Origin of the sequence: Bradyrhizobium sp. LjRoot220 (assembly GCF_964252915.1) — a bacterium.
Classification (GTDB): Bacteria; Pseudomonadota; Alphaproteobacteria; order Rhizobiales; family Xanthobacteraceae; genus Bradyrhizobium.
This window is the reverse complement of the sequence record NZ_CAXUPS020000001.1, coordinates 768862-787770: the sequence shown is the minus strand read 5'-3', so window position 1 is coordinate 787770 and position 18909 is coordinate 768862. Positions and strand designations below refer to the sequence as shown.

At 64.2% G+C, this 18909-nt stretch carries 17 protein-coding genes; 13 read left to right on the top strand and 4 right to left on the bottom strand.

All coding sequences use genetic code 11. From position 1 onward, the window contains the following. The first annotated feature begins 6 nt into the window (after positions 1-6). Genes ACSQ84_RS03170 through ACSQ84_RS03145 form a run of 6 tightly spaced genes read left to right on the top strand, consistent with a single transcriptional unit; the run spans position 7 to position 7300 of the window. Positions 7-1545, top strand: coding sequence for a sugar ABC transporter ATP-binding protein (locus tag ACSQ84_RS03170; protein WP_436210185.1), 1539 nt, complete (start codon positions 7-9; stop codon positions 1543-1545). Then, positions 1542-2561: an ABC transporter permease gene (locus ACSQ84_RS03165; protein WP_436210184.1), complete on the top strand. Its 1020-nt coding sequence runs from the start codon at positions 1542-1544 to the stop codon at positions 2559-2561. The genes ACSQ84_RS03170 and ACSQ84_RS03165 overlap by 4 nt, the downstream gene beginning before the upstream one ends. Then, the gene (locus tag ACSQ84_RS03160) at positions 2554-3567 is read left to right on the top strand and encodes an ABC transporter permease (protein ID WP_436210183.1); all 1014 of its coding nucleotides are present in this window, start codon (positions 2554-2556) and stop codon (positions 3565-3567) included. The genes ACSQ84_RS03165 and ACSQ84_RS03160 overlap by 8 nt, the downstream gene beginning before the upstream one ends. Next, positions 3564-4439, top strand: coding sequence for an FAD binding domain-containing protein (locus ACSQ84_RS03155; RefSeq protein WP_436210182.1), 876 nt, complete (start codon positions 3564-3566; stop codon positions 4437-4439). Before ACSQ84_RS03160 ends, ACSQ84_RS03155 begins: the two co-directional genes overlap by 4 nt. Positions 4440-4463: 24 nt before the next feature. Continuing rightward, positions 4464-4922, top strand: coding sequence for a (2Fe-2S)-binding protein (locus ACSQ84_RS03150; RefSeq protein ID WP_436210181.1), 459 nt, complete (start codon positions 4464-4466; stop codon positions 4920-4922). A gap of 14 nt (positions 4923-4936) precedes the next feature. Then, positions 4937-7300 (top strand): xanthine dehydrogenase family protein molybdopterin-binding subunit, encoded by a 2364-nt coding sequence (locus tag ACSQ84_RS03145; protein WP_436210180.1) that lies wholly within the window; start codon positions 4937-4939, stop codon positions 7298-7300. 657 nt (positions 7301-7957) lie between these two features. Here ACSQ84_RS03145 and ACSQ84_RS03140 read toward each other — a convergent pair. From ACSQ84_RS03140 to dapA, 4 genes are all read right to left on the bottom strand, one after another. Further along, entirely contained in the window at positions 7958-8737 is a 780-nt protein-coding gene (locus ACSQ84_RS03140) for an amino acid ABC transporter ATP-binding protein (RefSeq protein ID WP_436210179.1), read from the bottom strand. A gap of 90 nt (positions 8738-8827) precedes the next feature. After that, positions 8828-9559: an amino acid ABC transporter permease gene (locus ACSQ84_RS03135; protein WP_436210178.1), complete on the bottom strand. Its 732-nt coding sequence runs from the start codon at positions 9557-9559 to the stop codon at positions 8828-8830. Between the two features lie 93 nt (positions 9560-9652). Then, positions 9653-10606, bottom strand: coding sequence for a dihydrodipicolinate synthase family protein (locus ACSQ84_RS03130; protein WP_436210177.1), 954 nt, complete (start codon positions 10604-10606; stop codon positions 9653-9655). A 68-nt stretch (positions 10607-10674) separates the two neighbouring features. Next, complete coding sequence (gene dapA / locus ACSQ84_RS03125) at positions 10675-11592, bottom strand: 4-hydroxy-tetrahydrodipicolinate synthase (protein ID WP_436210176.1); 918 nt, start codon at positions 11590-11592, stop codon at positions 10675-10677. Between the two features lie 182 nt (positions 11593-11774). Between dapA and ACSQ84_RS03120 the strand changes: the two genes are divergently transcribed. From ACSQ84_RS03120 to hydA, 7 genes are all read left to right on the top strand, one after another. After that, the gene (locus tag ACSQ84_RS03120) at positions 11775-12848 is read left to right on the top strand and encodes a LacI family DNA-binding transcriptional regulator (RefSeq protein WP_436210175.1); all 1074 of its coding nucleotides are present in this window, start codon (positions 11775-11777) and stop codon (positions 12846-12848) included. A 3-nt stretch (positions 12849-12851) separates the two neighbouring features. Next, positions 12852-13220: a tautomerase family protein gene (locus ACSQ84_RS03115; protein WP_436210174.1), complete on the top strand. Its 369-nt coding sequence runs from the start codon at positions 12852-12854 to the stop codon at positions 13218-13220. 10 nt (positions 13221-13230) lie between these two features. Beyond that, a complete protein-coding gene (locus ACSQ84_RS03110) occupies positions 13231-14373 on the top strand; it encodes an acyl-CoA dehydrogenase family protein (RefSeq protein WP_436210173.1) in 1143 nt (380 codons plus the stop codon). 16 nt (positions 14374-14389) lie between these two features. Further along, entirely contained in the window at positions 14390-15973 is a 1584-nt protein-coding gene (locus ACSQ84_RS03105; protein ID WP_436210172.1) for an acyl CoA:acetate/3-ketoacid CoA transferase, read from the top strand. A gap of 9 nt (positions 15974-15982) precedes the next feature. Continuing rightward, positions 15983-16483, top strand: a complete 501-nt coding sequence (locus ACSQ84_RS03100) for a MaoC family dehydratase (protein ID WP_436210171.1) — start codon at positions 15983-15985, stop codon at positions 16481-16483. 71 nt (positions 16484-16554) lie between these two features. Continuing rightward, positions 16555-17391, top strand: coding sequence for a transporter substrate-binding domain-containing protein (locus tag ACSQ84_RS03095; protein ID WP_436210170.1), 837 nt, complete (start codon positions 16555-16557; stop codon positions 17389-17391). A 75-nt stretch (positions 17392-17466) separates the two neighbouring features. Then, positions 17467-18882, top strand: coding sequence for a dihydropyrimidinase (gene hydA / locus ACSQ84_RS03090; RefSeq protein WP_436210169.1), 1416 nt, complete (start codon positions 17467-17469; stop codon positions 18880-18882). Positions 18883-18909 lie beyond the last annotated feature (27 nt).

Genomic DNA, 18909 nt, shown 5'->3' with positions numbered 1-18909 from the left:
ATGGGGATGGATGTCGAGATCGACTTGAAGCAGACCGGGCCCCTGCTCGCATTGCGGGGGATCTCAAAACGATTCACCGGCGTCCGCGCGCTCGATCGGGTCGATCTCGATGTCCGTGCCGGCGAACTGCATGTGCTGTTCGGCGAGAACGGCGCCGGCAAATCAACCCTGATCAACGTGGTGTCGGGGACGTTTCCGCCCGACGAAGGCACATTCCATTTCGGCGGCGAGGAACTCCGCCACCTCACGCCGCAGCGGGCGCGCGCGATCGGCATCAGCCCGGTGTTCCAGGAATTTTCGCTGGTTCCGAGCCTCACGGTGGAAGAGAACCTGTTCCTCGGCCGTGAAGTCACCAGCAGCGGCGTGTTGCGGGCGCGCGAGATGCGCAAGCGGGCCAGGGCGCTGATCGACGAACTTGGCTTCGACCTTGATCCATCGCAACGGGTCGACGATCTCTCGCGCGCGCACCAGCAGATGACGGAGATCGCCAAAGCGCTGCTCGGCCGCGTGCGTCTGCTTATCCTCGACGAGCCGACCGCCTCGCTGACAGAGCGCGAGACCGGACGGCTGTTCGAGTTGATTGCCCGCCTGAAGAGCCAGAATGTCGGGCTGATCTACGTCTCGCACCGCATGCGAGAGATCAGAGCGCTCGCTGACCGCGTCACCGTGCTGCGCGACGGCCGCCATATCCGCACCCTCGATGCCACCACGTCGACCGACGGCGAACTGGTCGAACTGATGACCGGCCGCAAGATCGACCTGCTGTTTCCGACGATCGCGCACAAACCGGACAAGGTCATGGTCGACGTCGAAAACCTCACCTTGACCGACGGCAGCGTTCGTGACGTGAACTTCTACGCCCAGGCGGGCGAGATCACCGGCATTGCAGGCCTCGTCGGCTGCGGCAAATCGGAGCTGATCCGCGCCATCTACGGGCTGGAGCCGATGGCTTCGGGCGTGGTCCGGATCGACGGCTTGCCTTACGAATTCCCCGCGCCGCGGCGCAGCCTGAAGCATGGCATCGCCTATTTCCCCGCCAACCGGATCGCCGAAGGGCTCGCGCTGTCGCGTCCGATCCGCGAGAACGCCTCGATGACCGGGCTCGACCTGCCCGCGTTCACCCGCTTCGGCGTGCTGCGGCAGGCTGCGGAGCGAATAACGATCGCCGGCATCATGGAGCAGTTGCAGCTCAGGCCGCCCAACATCGAGCGGGCCGCAGGCGCGCTGTCCGGCGGCAACCGTCAGAAAGTGATGCTTTCTCGGGCGCTGACGCGGGAGCTCACCGTCTTCCTGTTCGACGAGCCGAGCGTTGGTATCGACGTCGGCGCCAAGCTCGAGGTCTACGAATTCATGAAGCGTCTCGTCGAAGCCGGCGCCGCGGTCATCGTGGTGTCGTCCGAATTGCCGGAGGTGCTGGCGCTGTCGAACCGGCTCTACGTCATGCACCACGGCCGGGTCGCCGTCGAGCTGAGGGGCGCCGAGAAGACCGAGCAAAATGTGCTTGCGAGCTTCTTCCGCGATCATCTTGTGGCGGATGTCGCATGAGCACGACCCTCACCGCGACCCAACCTCGGATTTCCATCGGCTCTGGTCGATCGATCGCCGGACGAATCGGATTGTTGCCGGCGTTGCTGGTCGCGCTTATCGCCGGCATGTCGGCGATCGACCCCCAGTTCTACGGCATCATCAATATCCTCAACATCCTGCGCAACGCGTCGTTTCTCGCGATCGTCGCTTGCGGCCAGGCGCTGGTGATCATCGCGGGCGGTTTTGACCTCTCGGTCGGCGCCGTTGTCGCGCTCGCCAGCGTGGTGACCGCAAAGACCATGGCGGCCGCGGCGGTCGCGTTTCCCGGCAACAACGCCCTCATCATTGCAAGCGGGGTAGCTGCGGGACTCGGCTGCGGACTGCTGGTCGGGCTCGTCAACGGCTTCTGCGTGGCGAAGCTCAAGGTCTCGGGCTTCGTGGTGACGCTCGGCACGATGTCGGCGACCGCCGGCGTCGGCCTGATGATCACGAGCGGCATCCCGGTCTACGGCATGCCGGAGCCTTTCGTAAAAGGCTTTGGGCGTGCCCAGGTGTTCGGGCTCCCCACCGCTGTCTACCTCGCACTCGCCGTCATCCTCGTGACAATGTTCGCGCAGCGGCGAACGTTGTTCGGCCGCTACATCTATGCGATCGGCGGCAACGTCGATGCGGCCGTGGTGTCCGGTGTGTCGATCCAGCGTCACATCGTCGGCACCTACGTCCTCTCCAGCGTGCTCGCCGCGCTCGCCGGCATCCTGCTTACCGCGCAGGTCGGTTCCGGCCAGGCCAGCTTTGGCGGCGACCGCATGATGTTGCAGTCGATCGCCGCCGCCGTGATCGGCGGGATCAGCCTGCGCGGCGGCGTAGGCCGGGTCGAGATCGTCGCCATCAGCGCGCTGTTTTTGACCATCCTCGGCAACGCGCTCAACCTCCTGCACATCGACTCCCGCCTGCAGCCGGTTTTCCTTGGCGTCATCATGGTAGCGGCCGTGGCGCTGGACGAACTCAGCCGACGGAGGAAGTCCCGTGTCTGACCTCGAATTGTCGGTCGCCGCCAAGGACACGGGTCACACGAGATGGCTTCCGGCCGAGTGGCTTTGGCACGCGATTCTGCCGATCGCGCTGGTCGTGCTGCTGCTCGGCTTTGCCGCCGTCGACGGCCGCGTACTCTCCCCGGCCAATCTGCTCAACATCGCCCAGCAGACCAGCTATCTCGCACTCTTTGCCATGGCGCAGACCGTGGTTATCCTGACGCGCGGCTTCGATCTTGCCCTTGGTCCGACGGTATCGATGGTCAGCGTCGGCACCGCGCTGGCGATGGCCGGCGCCACCGCATCGGGCCATGACACAACCACCGTCCTGCTCGCCGGACTTGGCGCCGGATTCGGCCTTGGCATCGCGTGCGGCCTGTTCAATGGCGTCGTGATCGCGCTGCTCGGCGTGAACCCCTTTGTCGCAACCCTCGGCAGCTACAATATCGCGATCGGCGTCGCGACGACGCTGTCGGCCGGACGGCCCGTGCAGGGCGTGCCGGGCACGTTCTCGCAGATCTTCTACGGCGGCAACATATTCGGCGTCCCGGCCGCCATCGCGATCACTGTCGCGATCGGTATCGGGCTGCAACTGATGCTGGCGCGTACCGTCTTCGGTCGCTCGCTCTACATCATCGGCACCAACCCGCGCGCTGCAGCGGTGGCGGGCTTGCCGGTGAAGCGCATCCTGGTTCTCACCTATGTGCTGTGCTCAGCGCTCGCCGCCCTCGGCGCCATCATGATGACGGCGCGCACCGGCTCGGGCGAACCTAATCTCGGCGGCTCGCTGTCGCTGCAGGCGATCGCAGGCGCTGTCGTCGGCGGCACGAGTCTGGCCGGCGGACGCGGCGGGGTCGGCACCGCGGTGCTCGGCGCCTTGTTCGTGACCATCCTGTCCAACGGCATGAATCTCACCCGCATCGACGGCTACGTCCAGATGATCGTACTGGGCGCGATCGTCATCATCGGCGTGCTGCTCGATCGCCTGCGACTGGAGCGCCGCCAATGACGATCAATTCTCTCGTGCAAAACACACCGGCGGGATCCTTCTACGTCGCTCCCTCGCTGCCGGCGGCACTCGATGCGCTGAGCGACTATGGCGCCGCCGGCGCTCCCTTTGCCGGCGGCACCTGGATCATGCGGTCTCCGATCCGGCACGAATCGCTCAAGGCCCATTATGTCGCGATCGGAAAGATTCCCGAACTGAATGCGGTCCGGATCGGCGCCGACACGATCGAAATTGGGGCTGCGGTCACACACGCAGCGCTCGCCGCGGCTCTGGCCGACCTCCCCGAGTTCGGCGTCCTCGCCGCGGCGGCCGGCCACTCCGCCAATCCGGCGATCCGCTCGATGGCGACGATCGGGGGCAACCTCTCGGCGTCGGCGTTCGCCGCGGCGGATTGCGTACCGGCGCTGCTCTGCCTCGATGCAGAAGTCGAAATTGCCAGCCGAAGCGATCGTGAGCGGATCAGTCTGGAGCACTTCCTCGAGATGCGATCGAGACTCGCGCCCGGTCGGCTGCTCACGCGGATCGTCGTGCCCCGGAACGCGCGCAAGACCGCGCATGCGCGCCTGCCGCTGCGCCAGTCGGGCGACTACCCGGTCGCCATCGTCAGCCTCGCGGTGGATGTCGATCCGGCAAACCGTATGCAGGCCGTTCGGATCGCCATCGGTTCGGTCGAACCGGTGGCGCGCCGTTGGGTCCGGCTCGAAGCGGCGTTGCTCGGCCATGTGCTGGATCCGACGCAGGCGACCAACGTCGCCACCGAACTGGCCGATGAATTCGCCGGCCGCGACAGCGTGGAGGTGCCGGCCTGGTATCGCGTGAGTGTGTTGCCGAACCTTGTGCGGCGCGCGGCAGTCGCCGCGCTCGGCACCTGAACACCAGTGATGATGGAGGTGAACGTGGCCCCAAGCCTGAACGTCAACGGCGATCGTCGCGCCTTCGCCGCCGATCCCGTCACGCCGCTCGTCGACGTCCTGCGCGAGGAGTTTCATCTCACCGGCGCCAAGCCGGTATGCCGTGAAGGCTTTTGCGGCGCTTGCATGGTGCTGGTCGACGACCAACCCACTTTGTCGTGCCTGATGCCCGCGGCGCTCGCACAGGATTGCGAGGTCCGCACCGTCGAAGGCCTCGGCGCAAATGGCACATTGAATCCGATCCAGCAGGCGCTCGAGGCCTGCGACGCCGTGCAATGCGGCATGTGTTTTCCCGGCATGGTGGTGACCTTGACGCATCTCCTGAAGACGACGCCCGGTGCAACGCACGACGACGTCCGAGCGGCGTTGAGCGGCAACATCTGCCGTTGCACCGGATATGAGGGCATCGTCGAAGCGGCTGTGCGGGCGCTCGCCGCGACATGATAGGAGGCCCAGCGATGGCCGACGTTTCTGCAACCATGGACTTCCGACGCCGCGATGCCCGCGACAAGCTGCGCGGACACACGCGCTACACCATCGATCGCTATTTGCCCGGCATGCTGCACGCAGCGGTGTTGCGCGCTGGCGTGCCCTCTGGACGCATCCTGCGTCTCAACACCACCATGGCCGCGCGCATGCCCGGCGTGCGTGCGATCGTCACGGCGGCCGACGCACCCGGCACGATCGGAATCGGCATCGCCGATCACCCGCTGTTTGCCCGCGACGTGATCCGCTACGATGGCGAGCCCTTGGCAGCGATCGCCGCCGACACGTTTGCGCAAGCCCAGGCTGCCCTCGCCGCGATCGAAGTCGAGATCGCGCCGTTGCCGGCCGTGCTCACCATGGCCGGGGCGCTTGCACCTGAAGCGCCGCTCGTTCATCCTGACTGGCGCGCGTACGAGGTCCTGTTCGAGGGCGGGGCACGCGAAGGCAACGTCGCCTGGGAGGCGACCGTGGTCCGCGGCGATGTCGATGGCGCCTTCGCACGGACTGACGTCGAGATCATCGAAAGCACGTTCCGCGTCGGCCGCCAGAACCATGTCGCTTTCGAACCACGCGCGGTGGTCGCAAGCTACGAAGACGGCCGCTTCCACATCGAGACGTCGACCCAGGTGCCCTGGGGCGTCCGCAACGCAACCGCACGCCTGCTGGGCGTCGCCGCATCGCAGGTGCGCGTCACGGTGCCACCGGTCGGTGGCGGCTTCGGCCTAAAATTCGATCTGGCTGTCGAACCCTTCGCCGCCCTGCTCGCCCGCGCCAGCGGACGGCCGGTACGGCTGGTCAACTCGCGTGAGGAGGAGATGCTGACCTGCCTGTTCCGCGAGAATGCCGAGATCCGCATTCGCTCGGCGGTGACAGGCGAAGGCGAGATCGTCGGGCGCGAAGCGGTCGTCCTGATGGACTGCGGGGCGTATGGCGGAGAACAGATCTTCCTGACCACCATGACCGCGCACACGCTCGGCGGTAACTACCGGCTCGGCGCCGTAAGGCTGGTCTCGCGCGCGGTCTACACCAACACCGCTCCGAACGGGGCGTTCCGCTGTTGCAACGGGGTCTACAACACCTTCGCGTTGGAGCGGCACACCGACGAGATCGCTGCCCGGATCGGCATGGATCCCCTCACCTTCCGCCGCCGCAACGTGCTCGGCGATGGCGATATCGGCGCGACCGGCCAGGTGTTCGAGGGCGACGTGCTCGGCCCGATGCTCGCGCGGATGGACACGCTACGCGACGCGGCCGCCCCGCCCCGCAAGCTGGCCGACGGCCGGCTGTTTGGCCGCGCCACCACGGTCGGCACCTGGTTCGTCTTTGTCGGTCCTTCGGCGGCAACCGTGAACATGAATGCCGATGGCACGGCCACGCTCGTGACGTCGGGCGTCGAGATCGGTTCCGGCTCGATGATGCAGAGCCTTCCGCAGATCGTCGCCAGTACGCTCGGCATCGACCCTGAAAATGTGATCGTGCGCGCGGCCGACACCGATGCGGCCGGCTACGATGTCGGCGTCGGCGGCGGCCGCACCACGGTCGCGCTCGGGGCAGCGAGCCTGTCGGCTGCGCAGGAGGTGCGCACAAAACTGCTCAAGGTCGCCTCTGACATGATCGAGGCAGCACCCGAGGACCTCGTTATGCGCCAGGGACGAATCGAGATCGTGGGCGCACCCGGCTCCGGCCGCACGGTCGCCGAGGTCGCAACCCGCGCCCAGGCCCAGATCGGACCGATCTCCGGCACCGGCGCCTTCACGGGAGCCGGCGTGCCGGCGATGCCGGGATGCGTCGCCGGCCACTTCATCGACGCGATCGACATCCCCGTATTCGCTGTCCATGACTGCGAGGTCGCCGTGGACAGAGAGACCGGACATGTCGAAGTGCTGTGCTATCGCGTCGTCCAGGATGTCGGCCGCGCCCTGAACCCGCGCGCGATCCAGGGCCAGATCCAGGGGGGCGTCGTGCAGGGACTGGGCTATGCCTTGCACGAAGAGGTGACGATCGGCGCTAACGGTCGCGTCAACCAGAGCGGATTCGAAACCTATCGCGTGCCGCTGGCGCTCGATGTCGTGCCGGTCGAGACCAGTCTCTACGAAGGCGCTCCATCGATCGGACCGCTCGGCACCAAGGGAGCCGGCGAGGTACCGATCCTCAATGTCGGCGCAGCAGTCGCATGTGCGGTCGCGAATGCGACAGGAAAGCGCGTCCAGGAACTGCCACTGACGCCACCGCGCGTGCTCGAACTCCTGCTCGACCGGAAGCCAGACCTCTCGCTGTCCCACATTGCCGAAGAATGGATGGACAATCTGGTATGCCCGCACGGTACTACCGGATAGAGTTGAACGAATTTTCCAGCAATGGTGGTCATCACGTTCGTGATAGTGGAGCACCGGGGCTCAAACCTGCGTGCTGCCGTACGTTGGGGTGAGCCAAATTGGTTCTCATGCCAAAATCGAGAAGCGCTCCCAATCAGCGGCAGATCCGGATCGATCATTTGACGCACTGCCCGTTGAGCAAATCCGCGCTGCTCAGACCCACTCATATGGCTCTCTTGCGGTCTGTTTTGATCTCCCGGCGCACACATCGTGCACACGCCGCTTCCTAATCGATAGAAAAACTTGAACTCTCGGTCCAATCCATCATCGGGGCGACGATGAAGCGACGGTCTAGGTCATTCATCTCTTAGATCTTTTATGCCTCAGGCCGATGAAGCGCGCTTTCGACTACGGTGGTTGCGCCGGGCCCGATGTGGTTAGACACGCTACGCAGTCAATGACTGAGCCGTCGTTTCTCACTCCCGACTGAAATATCGAAAACAACCCCATGCAAAGAAAGGAACCCCTTGCAAACAAAGGGCTCTCTGGCATGGCTGCTTTGCCCACGAAAAACATTTTGACTCGTCGGGCAAATCAGCAGCACAAATTGCATCATCGCGAAATTTGTAAGGCAGCAGCGGCGCTGCCCATCGCCCTAACCGACTGCCCTCACACCGACTAATGCAGGATCTGGTCGAGGAATGTCCTCGCCCGCTCGGACGCCGGATGATTGAAGAAATTTTCCGGAGCTGACTGCTCGACGATTTTTCCTTCGTTCATGAAGACGATCCGGTCCGCGACCTCGCGCGCGAAGCCCATCTCGTGGGTGACGCAGAGCATCGTCATGCCCTCTTCCGCCAGCTTCTTCATGGTTTCCAGTACTTCCTTGACCATTTCCGGATCGAGCGCCGACGTCGGCTCGTCGAACAGCATGATCTTCGGCCGCATGCAGAGCGCGCGCGCGATCGCGACGCGCTGCTGCTGTCCGCCCGACAACTGCCCCGGAAACTTTTCGGCCTGCTCCGGGATCCGAACCTTGGTCAGGAAGTGCATGGCGACATCCTTCGCCTCCTCCTTCGTCATGCCGTTCACCGTCATCGGCGCCAGGATGCAGTTCTCCAGGGTCGTCATGTGCGGGAACAGGTTGAAGCTCTGGAACACCATGCCGGTGTCCCGCCGGATGGCATCGATGTTCTTACGCTGATCATCGAGCTCAGTGCCGTTGACGTAGATCAGCCCCTGGTCGTGCTTTTCGATATGATTGATGCAGCGGATCAGGGTCGATTTCCCCGAACCGGACGGCCCGCAGATAACAATCTTCTCGCCACTGGCCACCTTGAGATCGATCTCGTCCAAGGCGGTGAAATCGCCGTAGTACTTGTAGACCGCCTCCATCCGAACCGCCGGCACTTCGCCTTTGCGGGGCTGTCCCTGTCCATCGTCAATATCAGTTGCCATCGGTGCGTTTCCTTGAGTGGCGCGCGAACCCGAGCCCCTCCTCGCGATCGGAGCTTCGTTCCTCGCAACAACAATCTCCCCTTGACACTTTCATGCTCTGGCCTCGAGGCCGGCTTGCGGCGACGGCGCTGTTGCGTTGGCTCTTCGCGATCTTGTCGCGCTCGATCGGCCAAAGTGTTTTTCGAGGCGGCGTTGAACCACATCCCAGAGCGAGGTGAGGATCAGGTAATAGGCGGTGGCGGCCGCGTAGACCTCGAGAATCTGAAAATGCTCCTGCATCAGCATGTCGCTTCGGCGCATGATCTCCTCGACCGAGATGACCGAGGCGAGCGACGTCGCCTTCAGGAGCGAATTGATGGAGTTGCCGAGCGGCGGAATCATCAGGCGAAAGGCCTGCGGCAGCGTGATGCGCCGGAACGTCACCCATCTCGACAGACTTAAAGCCCAGGCGGCCTCCCGTTGCCCGGCGGACACCGCCATGAAACCGCTGCGAACGATTTCAGCAAGGTATGCGGCTTCATTGAGGATCAATCCGACCAGGGCGCAGGTGATCACGTCGAACTTGATGCCGAGTTGCGGCAGACCGCTGTAGATCACCACCAGCTGGATCAGGAGCGGCGTGCCGCGAAAGAACCAGATGTAGAATCGGGCGAAGCCGCTGAGTACAGGATTGGATGACATGCGCATCAGCGCAATGCCCATCCCCAGAATGAGCCCGCCAACGACTCCGGCAACCGTCAAGCCGATGGTGACGAGCACGCCCTTCATCAGGAAGAAATTGAAAAAGTAGTCGACGCTGGCCGTCAGATTGAAATGGGGCATCGGCTCGTCTCCGTGTGGTGTTCGGCAGCAATTTTCGTGCCGCCGTCGCGAACCACGATATCGATAAAGGCCTCTTCAGACATGACCGCGCCCTCAAGCCAGACGAATGTCGCCGGCGCGGCGCGCCGCGCCGAGCGCCGTTGCGATGGCGTCGTAAAGTTCGGGCAGGACTGGCAGCAGCGGTGGCCGCGGATCTGCGTTACGGATCAGGCCGAGTTCTTTAAGGCCCACTTTCATGCGCGTATGCATATCAACGATCGGTGCTGGACCGTAAATCGCCTTGACGATCGGATAGAGGCGCTCGTTCACGGCGCGCATCGCCTTGAGGTCGTCGGCGACCGACGCCTGCCAAAGTTCGACAAACAGATGCGGCGCCAGGCTGACGAGCCCGGACAGGATGCCGTCACCACCGACGGCGAGCTGCGGCAAAAACCAGTTGTAGTTCGACGGCAGCACCGCAACCTTCGGATCGGCTTTTTTCACCGCCCGCCGGTTCTCGTCATAGGCGAGCATCGTATCGCTGCCTTCCTTGACGGCGATGACGCGGTCGATGGCCGCCATTTCCGCAAGCGTCTGCGGCGAATAGCCAAAGCCGGACGCCAACGGATACTGGAAGATAGACACCGGGATTCCGATCGCCGAGCTGACCGCCCGCACGAAGGCCACCGGCGCGCGCGGCGTGGCCGATGCACCGCCGCCAATGGGAGCGGGTGGAAACAGGACCGCGCAATCCGCACCGGCGGCCTCGGCGAGCCGAGCCTGGCTGATGGCGTCGGCGGTCGAGTGCGCAATGATGCCGGCAAGCAGCGGCTTTGCGCCGATATGGGCCCGCGTCCGGGCGATCACCGCCTGGCGCTCGGCGTCCGACAGCGAGCCGCCCTCGCCCGCATGACCGTTGACGAAAACCGCCGCGATGCCATCCGGGCAGGCGCAATAGTCGAGCAGCCGGGCGTAGCCTTCCCAGTCGATCGTCAGGTCGTCCTTGAATGGCAGCACGATGGCGACGGTGACGCCGCGCAGGTCGAGTTTCTTCATCCGATCACTCATGATCGCTCGCCCCGTGGAACCGCGCTGTGCCTGTGACGAGCTACTGCGATCATATGCGCGCCCTTTCCTCAGCCGGCGACCTGCCTTGATGAAACCATCGCACCCGGCCAGACCAGACCGAACTTCGCCACCAATGCGCGCGCGGCCGCGTCCTGCGGGCCCGGCAAGGGCAGACGCGGCGGACGCGGCACGCCGGCAGAAAAGCCCATGTGGCTGAGCAGCGCTTTGGTGCCGGCGACGTAAGCCTGGCCACCGACGAATTCGATCAGCGGCAAATAGTCGAGATAGAGCTTGCGCGCCGCATTGATGTCGCCTTCATTGGCGACGAGGCTGAAGATGCGTGCCATGGCCTGGGGTACGACATTGGAAGCAACCGCTACCCAGCCCTGCGCACCCTCCACGAAAGATTCAAACCCGAGGATACCGCCGAACACGGTCATCCGGTCACCGCACAGCCGGATGATGTCGCGCACGCGCGTCACCTCGAGCGTCGACTCCTTGATGTAAAGACAATTGTCGATCTGGGCGAGGCGCGCCACCAGCGCCGGCTTGAGATCGACGTTGGCGGTCGCCGGATTATTGTAGACCATGATGGGCAGCGAGATCGCATCGGCCACTGTCTTGTAGTGATGGACGAGTTCGTCGTCGGTCGGCGTCGAATAGAACGGTGGAATGATCATCACGCCGTCGGCGCCCAATTTTTCGGCACGACGGCTGAGGCGCACCACCTCCCGCGTATCCTCCGCACCGGTCCCGATCAGCACCGGCACCCGCCCCGCGGCCTGGGCAATTACCGTCTCGGCCACCAGAACCTTCTCGTCATCGTCGAGCGACAGGAACTCTCCAGTCGAGCCGAGGGGAATCAGCCCGTGGATCCCCTGCTCGATCTGCCAATCGACGAAGTCTCGCAACGCCTCGGCATCGACGTCGCCGGCCGGCGTGAACGGCGTGATCATGACTGTGTAGGTACCGCGAAATGTCTTCATCGAGGAACTTCCAGTTGCTCAGGTAAACCCGCGCAGCGGCCCTTATCGCGAGCCCCCGCAATGCTGCAAACGATTGCAGTATTGGCGCCGATTTGGGCAAACCACATCTTTAATTTAGGCTTGCACACGGGACATCTCGCCAATAGTTTCTTGCAATCGTTTCCATTTTAACGGCGGGATTGATGAGCGTCACGCTCAAAGATGTGGCACTGGCGGCCCGCGTTTCGGTCAGCACGGCCTCGCGCGCGCTGGGCGGCAGCGGCTTGACGAGCGAGCGTACGCAGCAGCGCTTGACGCGCATTGCGCGCGAGCTCGGTTACCGTGCCAACCCGATCGCGCGTGGGCTCAAGACCGGGCAGTCGCGACTGGTGGGATTTGTCGTCCACAACCTCACCAATGCGTCGTTCCAGGTGATGGCCGAGGTGGTGCAGGCGCGATTGAAGGCGCTCGGCTACCAGATGCTGCTGTGCATCGCCGGCGACGATCCGCAGCAGGAGAGCGACACCCTGACGACGCTTGCCGACCATCGCGTCGACGGACTGATCGTGGTGCCCACGGGCAAGAACGGCGCCCGCCTGACGGCTCTGGCCAGCGATATCCCGATCGTCTGCCTGGTGCGCCGCGACGACGCGACAGACCTCGAAACCGTGCTCGCCGACGATCCGCAAGGCGCATATGTGGGCACGCGCTACCTCATCGATCTCGGACATCGCCGGATCGGCATCATTGTCGGCCGTCCGGATACAACATCGGGACGGGAGCGACTGTCAGGCTATGTGCGGGCACTGCGCGAAGCATCGATACAAGTGGACGACACCTTGATCCATGCCGGCCATTTCGAGCCGGAAACCGGCGCCGCCTCCTGTCGCAAGCTGCTGGATCTCGCCGAGCCCCCCAGTGCGATCTTCGTCGCCAACCATGAGGCGACGCTCGGTGCACTGCGCGTGATCTCGGAACGTGGCCTGGCGATTCCCGATGATCTCTCGCTGCTCTGTTACGAGGATACACCCTGGTTCGAATGGCACCGCCCGGCCATCAGCATCGTCGATAACGGCGCGCGCGACCTTGCCAATCTCGCTGTCGACCGCCTGCTGCAGCGCATCGACGCCAAGGGCAACGGCTCCGACGGCGTGCGCGAATATCGCGTCGGTGCCCGGCTGGTCAAGCGCGATTCCTGCCGCCCGTTCGATCCGTCCACGCCTAGATATTCCGCGTCCAGATCTTCCGCATCCACATCTTCCGCGTCAAAGGCTTGATCGATGCCCTATGTCGAAATTCTCGCGCCGCCTGCTCCGCCTCACAGCAAGGCTGCGTTGGCAAAATCCATTACCGACGGCCTAATGTCGAGCTTCGGCGTCGACGCGCAGACGATCACGCTGTTTTTCCTGCCGATCGCGCCAGACGACTACGCCCATGCCGGGGAGATGGGATCACAAGGCACGGGCCAGCGTATCCTGCTCAAGGTGCACGCGTTCCGCCGCAGCGAGGCCGAGCGCCGCGCCGCAGCAGCCGCGCTGACGCGCAGCGTCTGCAACGCCTATGGCGTGCCGGGGGCCGATGTCGCCGCGTACTTCTTCGACCGCGAGAAGGACGAGGTCGCCCACGATTCCAAGCTCGCCAGCGACTGAGGGAAGCGCCATGGACCGTTTCTACACCGAGGACCAGAAGGCGCTGCGCGACACCGCGCGGCGCTTCGCGCAAGCCGAGATCCTGCCGCGCGCGGCTGCCATCGATCGCGACGACCGCTTCGACCGTTCGCTCTACAAGGGCATGGCCGACCTCGGCCTGTTCGGCATCTGCCTGCGCGAAGGCGCAGGCGGCGCGGGGCTCGACGCGATCGCGGCCTGCATCGCCATGGAAGAGCTGGCACGCTGTTCGGGCGCGGTGGCCAATGCCTTCGCCATTCCGGTCGAGGCGGTGCTGTTTTTCGACCAGCACGGCACCGAGACGCACAAGGCGCTGATTCCGCAAATCCTGAGCGGCGAGATCATCCCCGCCACTGCCGTCTCCGAACCCGACCACGGCTCCGATGTCGCCGGCATCAGGACGACCGCGGTGCGCAACGGCAACGGCTGGCTGCTCGACGGCACCAAGGCCTGGGTGACACTCGGCGGCGTCGCCGACCGCATCATGGTGTTCGCCCGTACCGGCGCGGAGTCCGGACACCGCGCCATCTCCTGCCTGCTCGTCGACGGCAAATTGCCGGGCATCGCGCGCGGCAAGAACGAAGAGCTGCTGGGCATGCACGGCCTGGAGGATTGCCAGATCACCTTCTCCGGCGTGCGCCTGCCGGCCGACAGCGTGATGGGGCCGGAGAACCAGGCCTTCAAGATGGCCATGAGCAACTTCAATTTCAGCCGGCTGATGATGGCGTCGATGGCGCTCGGCATGGCACAGGCCGCGTTCGAGGATGCCACCGCCTACGCCAAGGACCGCAAGCAGTTCGGCCAGCCGATCATCGGTTTCCAGGCGATTCAGTTCATGCTGGCCGACATGGCGACCGACATCGCGGCCGCCCGCCTGCTGATCCACCACGCCGCTCGCCTGCACGACGCCGGCGAGCCGATCGCCAAGGAAGCCGCGCAAGCAAAATTGTTCACCACCGACATGGCGATGAAGCACGTCTCCAACGCGCTGCAGATCCATGGCGGCAATGGCTATTCACGCGACTACCGCATCGAGCGGCTGTTCCGCGACGTGCGCCTCGCGCAGATTTACGAGGGCACCAACCAGATCCAGCGCCTCATCATCGCCCGCCAGGTCGAAAAGGAAGCCGCATGAATTGGAGCGTGCAACCGTGCTGAGCATCCTCACCGCGGCAGCAGCCGCCAGCCTGGTCCGCGACGCCGATACGCTGATTGTCGGCGGCAATGGCGGTACCGGCGTGGCGGAAGCCATTCTCGATGCGCTGGAGCAGCGTTTCCTCGGCGGCGGTGGGCCGCACGGGCTGACGCTGATCAATATCACAGGCGTCGGCGCGGTGACCGAGAAGGGTCTATGCCATCTTGCGCATGAGAGCCTGATCGCGCGGGTGGTCGGCGGCAATTTCGGCCTGCAGGTGCCGTTCATGCGCCTGGTGCGCGACGAATTGATCGACGCCTACAACTTCCCCCAAGGCGTGATGAGCCAGCTCTGCCGTGCCATGGCCGCGAAGCATCCCGGCGTGCTCACCCATGTCGGCCTCAACACCTATATGGACCCACGCCAGGACGGCGGGCGCATGAACGCGCGCACCACCCTGCCGCTGGTCGACCTCGTCGAGCTGCACGGGCAATCATGGCTGCTCTACCGCGCGCCTTCGCCGCCTGATGTCGCGATCATCCGCGGCACCTCGGCGGATGAAGACGGCTATATCAGCATGGAGCACGAAGGCACCACGCGCGAGGATCTCTCGATCGCGCAGGCGGTGCACAATGCCGGCGGCACCGTGATCTGCCAGGTGAAAAGGATCGTCAAGCGCGGCTCGATCCATCCGCAGATGGTCAAGATCCCCGGCTTCCTGATCGATCATGTGGTGCTCGAACCCGATCAGATGCAGACCTACGGCACCGTCCACGATCCCGCCCGCTGCGGCGAGACCCATGTACCGGTCGCGATGATCACACCAGACCCGCTCAGCGAACGGCGGGTGATCGCCCGCCGCGCCACCTTCGAGCTGCGTCCGCGCGATGTGGTCAATCTCGGCGTCGGCATCTCCGCCATGATCCCCAATGTCGCTGCCGAGGAAGGCATCGCCGATCTGATCACGCTAACCGTGGAATCTGGCGTGGTTGGCGGCGTACCGGGTCACGCGCGGGAGTTCGGCACCGCCATCAATCCCCGCGCCATCCTCGATCAGGCCTACCAGTTCGATTTCTACGACGGCGGCGGGCTCTCTTGCGCCTTCCTCTCGTTCGCGGAAGTGGACGAAACCGGCAATGTCAATGTCACCCGTTTCGGCGACCGCCGCGACGGCTCGGGCGGCTTTATCGACATCACCCAGAACGCCAAGCGGCTGATCTTCAGCGGTACCATGACCGGCGGCAAGTTCGACATCGCCGTGGAAAACGGACGGCTGGCGATCCGCCGCGACGGCGCCTTCCGTAAATTCGTGCCGCAGGTTGGCCAGATCAGCTTCAGTGCCGAGCTGGCCGCGCAGCGCGGCCAGGAAGTGTCCTACGTCACCGAACGCGCCGTGTTCCAGCTCGAGAATGGCGGCCTCACTTTGACCGAGATCGCCCCGGGCGTACGCCTGGAGCAGGACGTGCTGGCGCATATGGGCTTCCGGCCGCGCATCAGCCCCGACCTCAGGGATATGGACCCCCGTATCTTCCGGCCCGGGCCGATGGGAATCGGTCAGAGCTTCGTGGAACTGCCGGCTCGCCCGCGCAAGGTCGCCTGAGGACACGCCATGGAAACCACAGTCACCGCAGCGATCAATCTCCGCTTTGAGGATATCGAACCCGGCACGCAGTTCGAGAGCGCCGTGCACACCGTTACGCCGGCCGATATCGCGGCCTTCGCCGACGTCACGCGCGATCATCATCCGCTGCATGTCAACGCTGCTTACGCGAAATCCCGCGGCTTCCTGGCGGTGATCGCGCACGGGCTGTATGGCCTGTCCCTGATGGAAGGGTTGAAATCGGAGTTGAAGCTCTACGAAGAGACTTCGGTCGCCTCGCTCGGCTGGGACGGTGTGCGCTTCAAAGCGCCTGTGGTCGCTGGTGACCGACTGCGCGTGCGATTCCGCTTCGTCGAGAAGCGGCTGACCAAAAATCCCGCGCGCGGCATCGTCATTGAGGCGCTCGATCTGGTCAACCAGCGCGACGAAGTGGTGACGGAGGCCCGCCATACCTCGCTGATCCTGACCCGCCAAGCCGATTGCGCATCCAGTACGCCGAACGCGACATAACGAGACAACGAAAAGACGACCAGACCCGGAGAACGCCTCCTCATCTATTCACTTTGCACAGGAGTTCACGCATGCGACTTCTCAAGACCTTCTCCGCCCTCATCGTGCTCATCAGCCTCGTCCCAACAGCTCACGCCCAGAACTGCACACCTAAAGTGCCGGCATCGAGCCTGATCGAAGCCGGCAAATGGCAGATGTCGATCAACCCGACCCTGCCACCGCAGCAATTCATCGACGACAAGGGCGAACTGCAGGGGCTCAACGTCGAACTGGCCCGCGAAATCGCCAAGCGCATCTGCATCGAACCCGTCTTCCTGCGGATGGATTTCCCGCCGATGATCCCGGGTCTGCGCTCCGGCCGCTTCGACGCCATCAACACCGGTCTGTTCTGGACCGAGGAGCGCTCGAAGATGCTGTACCTCGTGCCCTACGCGCAGCAGGCGATCAGCATTTATACCGATCCTGCATCCAGTCTGAAGCTGGAGAAGTTCGAGGATCTCGCCGGCCGCGTCGTCGGCGTCGAGTCGGCGACCTATACCGAGCGCAAGGCGCGCGAGTTCAGCGCCGCGATGGTGGCCAAAGGCCTCAAGGAAGTCGAATTGCGCACGTTCACGACCGTCACCGCGACTTCGGCGGCCCTGCGCGCCGGACAACTCGAGGCAGCGCTCAACATCAACGAAACCGCCAACTCGCTCGAGCAGCGCGGCATCGCAAAAATCTGGGTCAGGGACATTGCCGGCACCGACATCACCTTCGCCTTCCGCGACAAGCTGCTGGCGCAGGCGGCGGCGGATGCGCTGACGGCCATCCGCACCGACGGCACCTATGACAGACTGTTCGACAAGTTCGGCATGACCAAGCTGAAAGCCACGACTTTCGTTATCCGTGGCGACGGTCCCACCAACTAATAGCAAGCGCTGCCGCATGGCGCGGCAGCGCTGCCCGGCGAGCAAACCGCAAACCGATCCCGACGGGAGCGCGACATGACATTCGACACCATCATCCGCGGCGGCACAGTGGCAACTGCTTCCGACACGTACGCTTGCGATATCGGGATCGCCAACGGCCAAATTGCGGCGCTCGGGCATGATCTCGGCGACACAGCACGGACCATCGATGCCACCGGGCTGCTCGTCCTGCCCGGCGGTATCGACAGCCATGTCCATCTGTCGCAGCCGAGCGGGCCCGGCATCGTCATGGCCGATGATTTCGAAAGCGGCACCCGCGCCGCCGCCTTCGGAGGCAACACCACGGTGTTGCCGTTCTGCCTGCAGGAACGCGGACACAGCCTGCGTCAGGCGGTGCGGGACTATCACGCCAAGGCCGATGGCAACTGCTACATTGACGTCAGTTTCCATCTGATCATCTCCGATCCGACCGAGCAGGTTCTCGGCCAGGAGCTCCCGGCCCTGATCAAGGACGGCTACACCTCGTTCAAGGTTTTCATGACCTATGAAGATCTGGCGCTCAGCGATCGCCAGATCCTCGAGGTGATGTCAGTTGCTCGCGAGACCGGCGCGCTGGTCATGGTCCACGCCGAGAATTTCGATGCCATCCGTTTCCTCACCGATCGCCTCGAGCGAGGTGGCCAGACCGCGCCGCATTTCCACGGCGCATCCCGCCCGATTGTTGTCGAACGCGAAGCCACCCATCGCGCCATTGCCCTTGCCGAGCTGATCGACGTTCCCGTGATGATCGTCCACGTCTCCAATCGCGAGGCGATGGAGGAAATCCGCCGCGCCCAGCAGCGCGGTCTCAAGGTATTTGGTGAAACCTGCCCGCAATATCTCGTCCTGACCGAAAAGGACATGGAAGGGCTCAACATGGAGGGCGCCAAATACGTTTGCAGCCCGCCGCCACGCGATGTCCCAAGCCAGATCGCGTGCTGGGAGGGATTGCAGCAAGGGACTTTCAGCGTTTTCTCCTCCGACCACTGCGCATTCCGCTACGACACGACCGGAAAGCTCGCGCCGAAAGGCCGCACCAGCTTTCGCTGGGTGCCGAACGGGATTCCCGGTGTCGAGACGCGACTGCCGATCCTGTTTTCGGAAGGCGTGGTCAAAGGACGAATCGATCTGAACCGGTTCGTTGCGCTCTCGGCGACCAACCATGCCAAGACCTACGGCCTCTACCCGCGAAAGGGCACGATCGCGATCGGCTCGGATGCAGACATCGCGATCTGGGACCCGGCACGCGAGGTGACGATCAGCCAGGACATTCTGCATCACGGACCCGACTACACGCCCTATGAGGGCTTCCGCGTCACCGGTTGGCCCGTGACCACGCTGGTGCGTGGTGAGGTCGTCGTCGCGGATGGCACCCTGGTCGGCCGCAAGGGGGCCGGCCAGCATCTGGCACGCGACCCTTCGCCGTTCGCCTCAGCCCGCCACTTGCGCTAATTGCCCTATTGTCCGTTACGCTCTCCG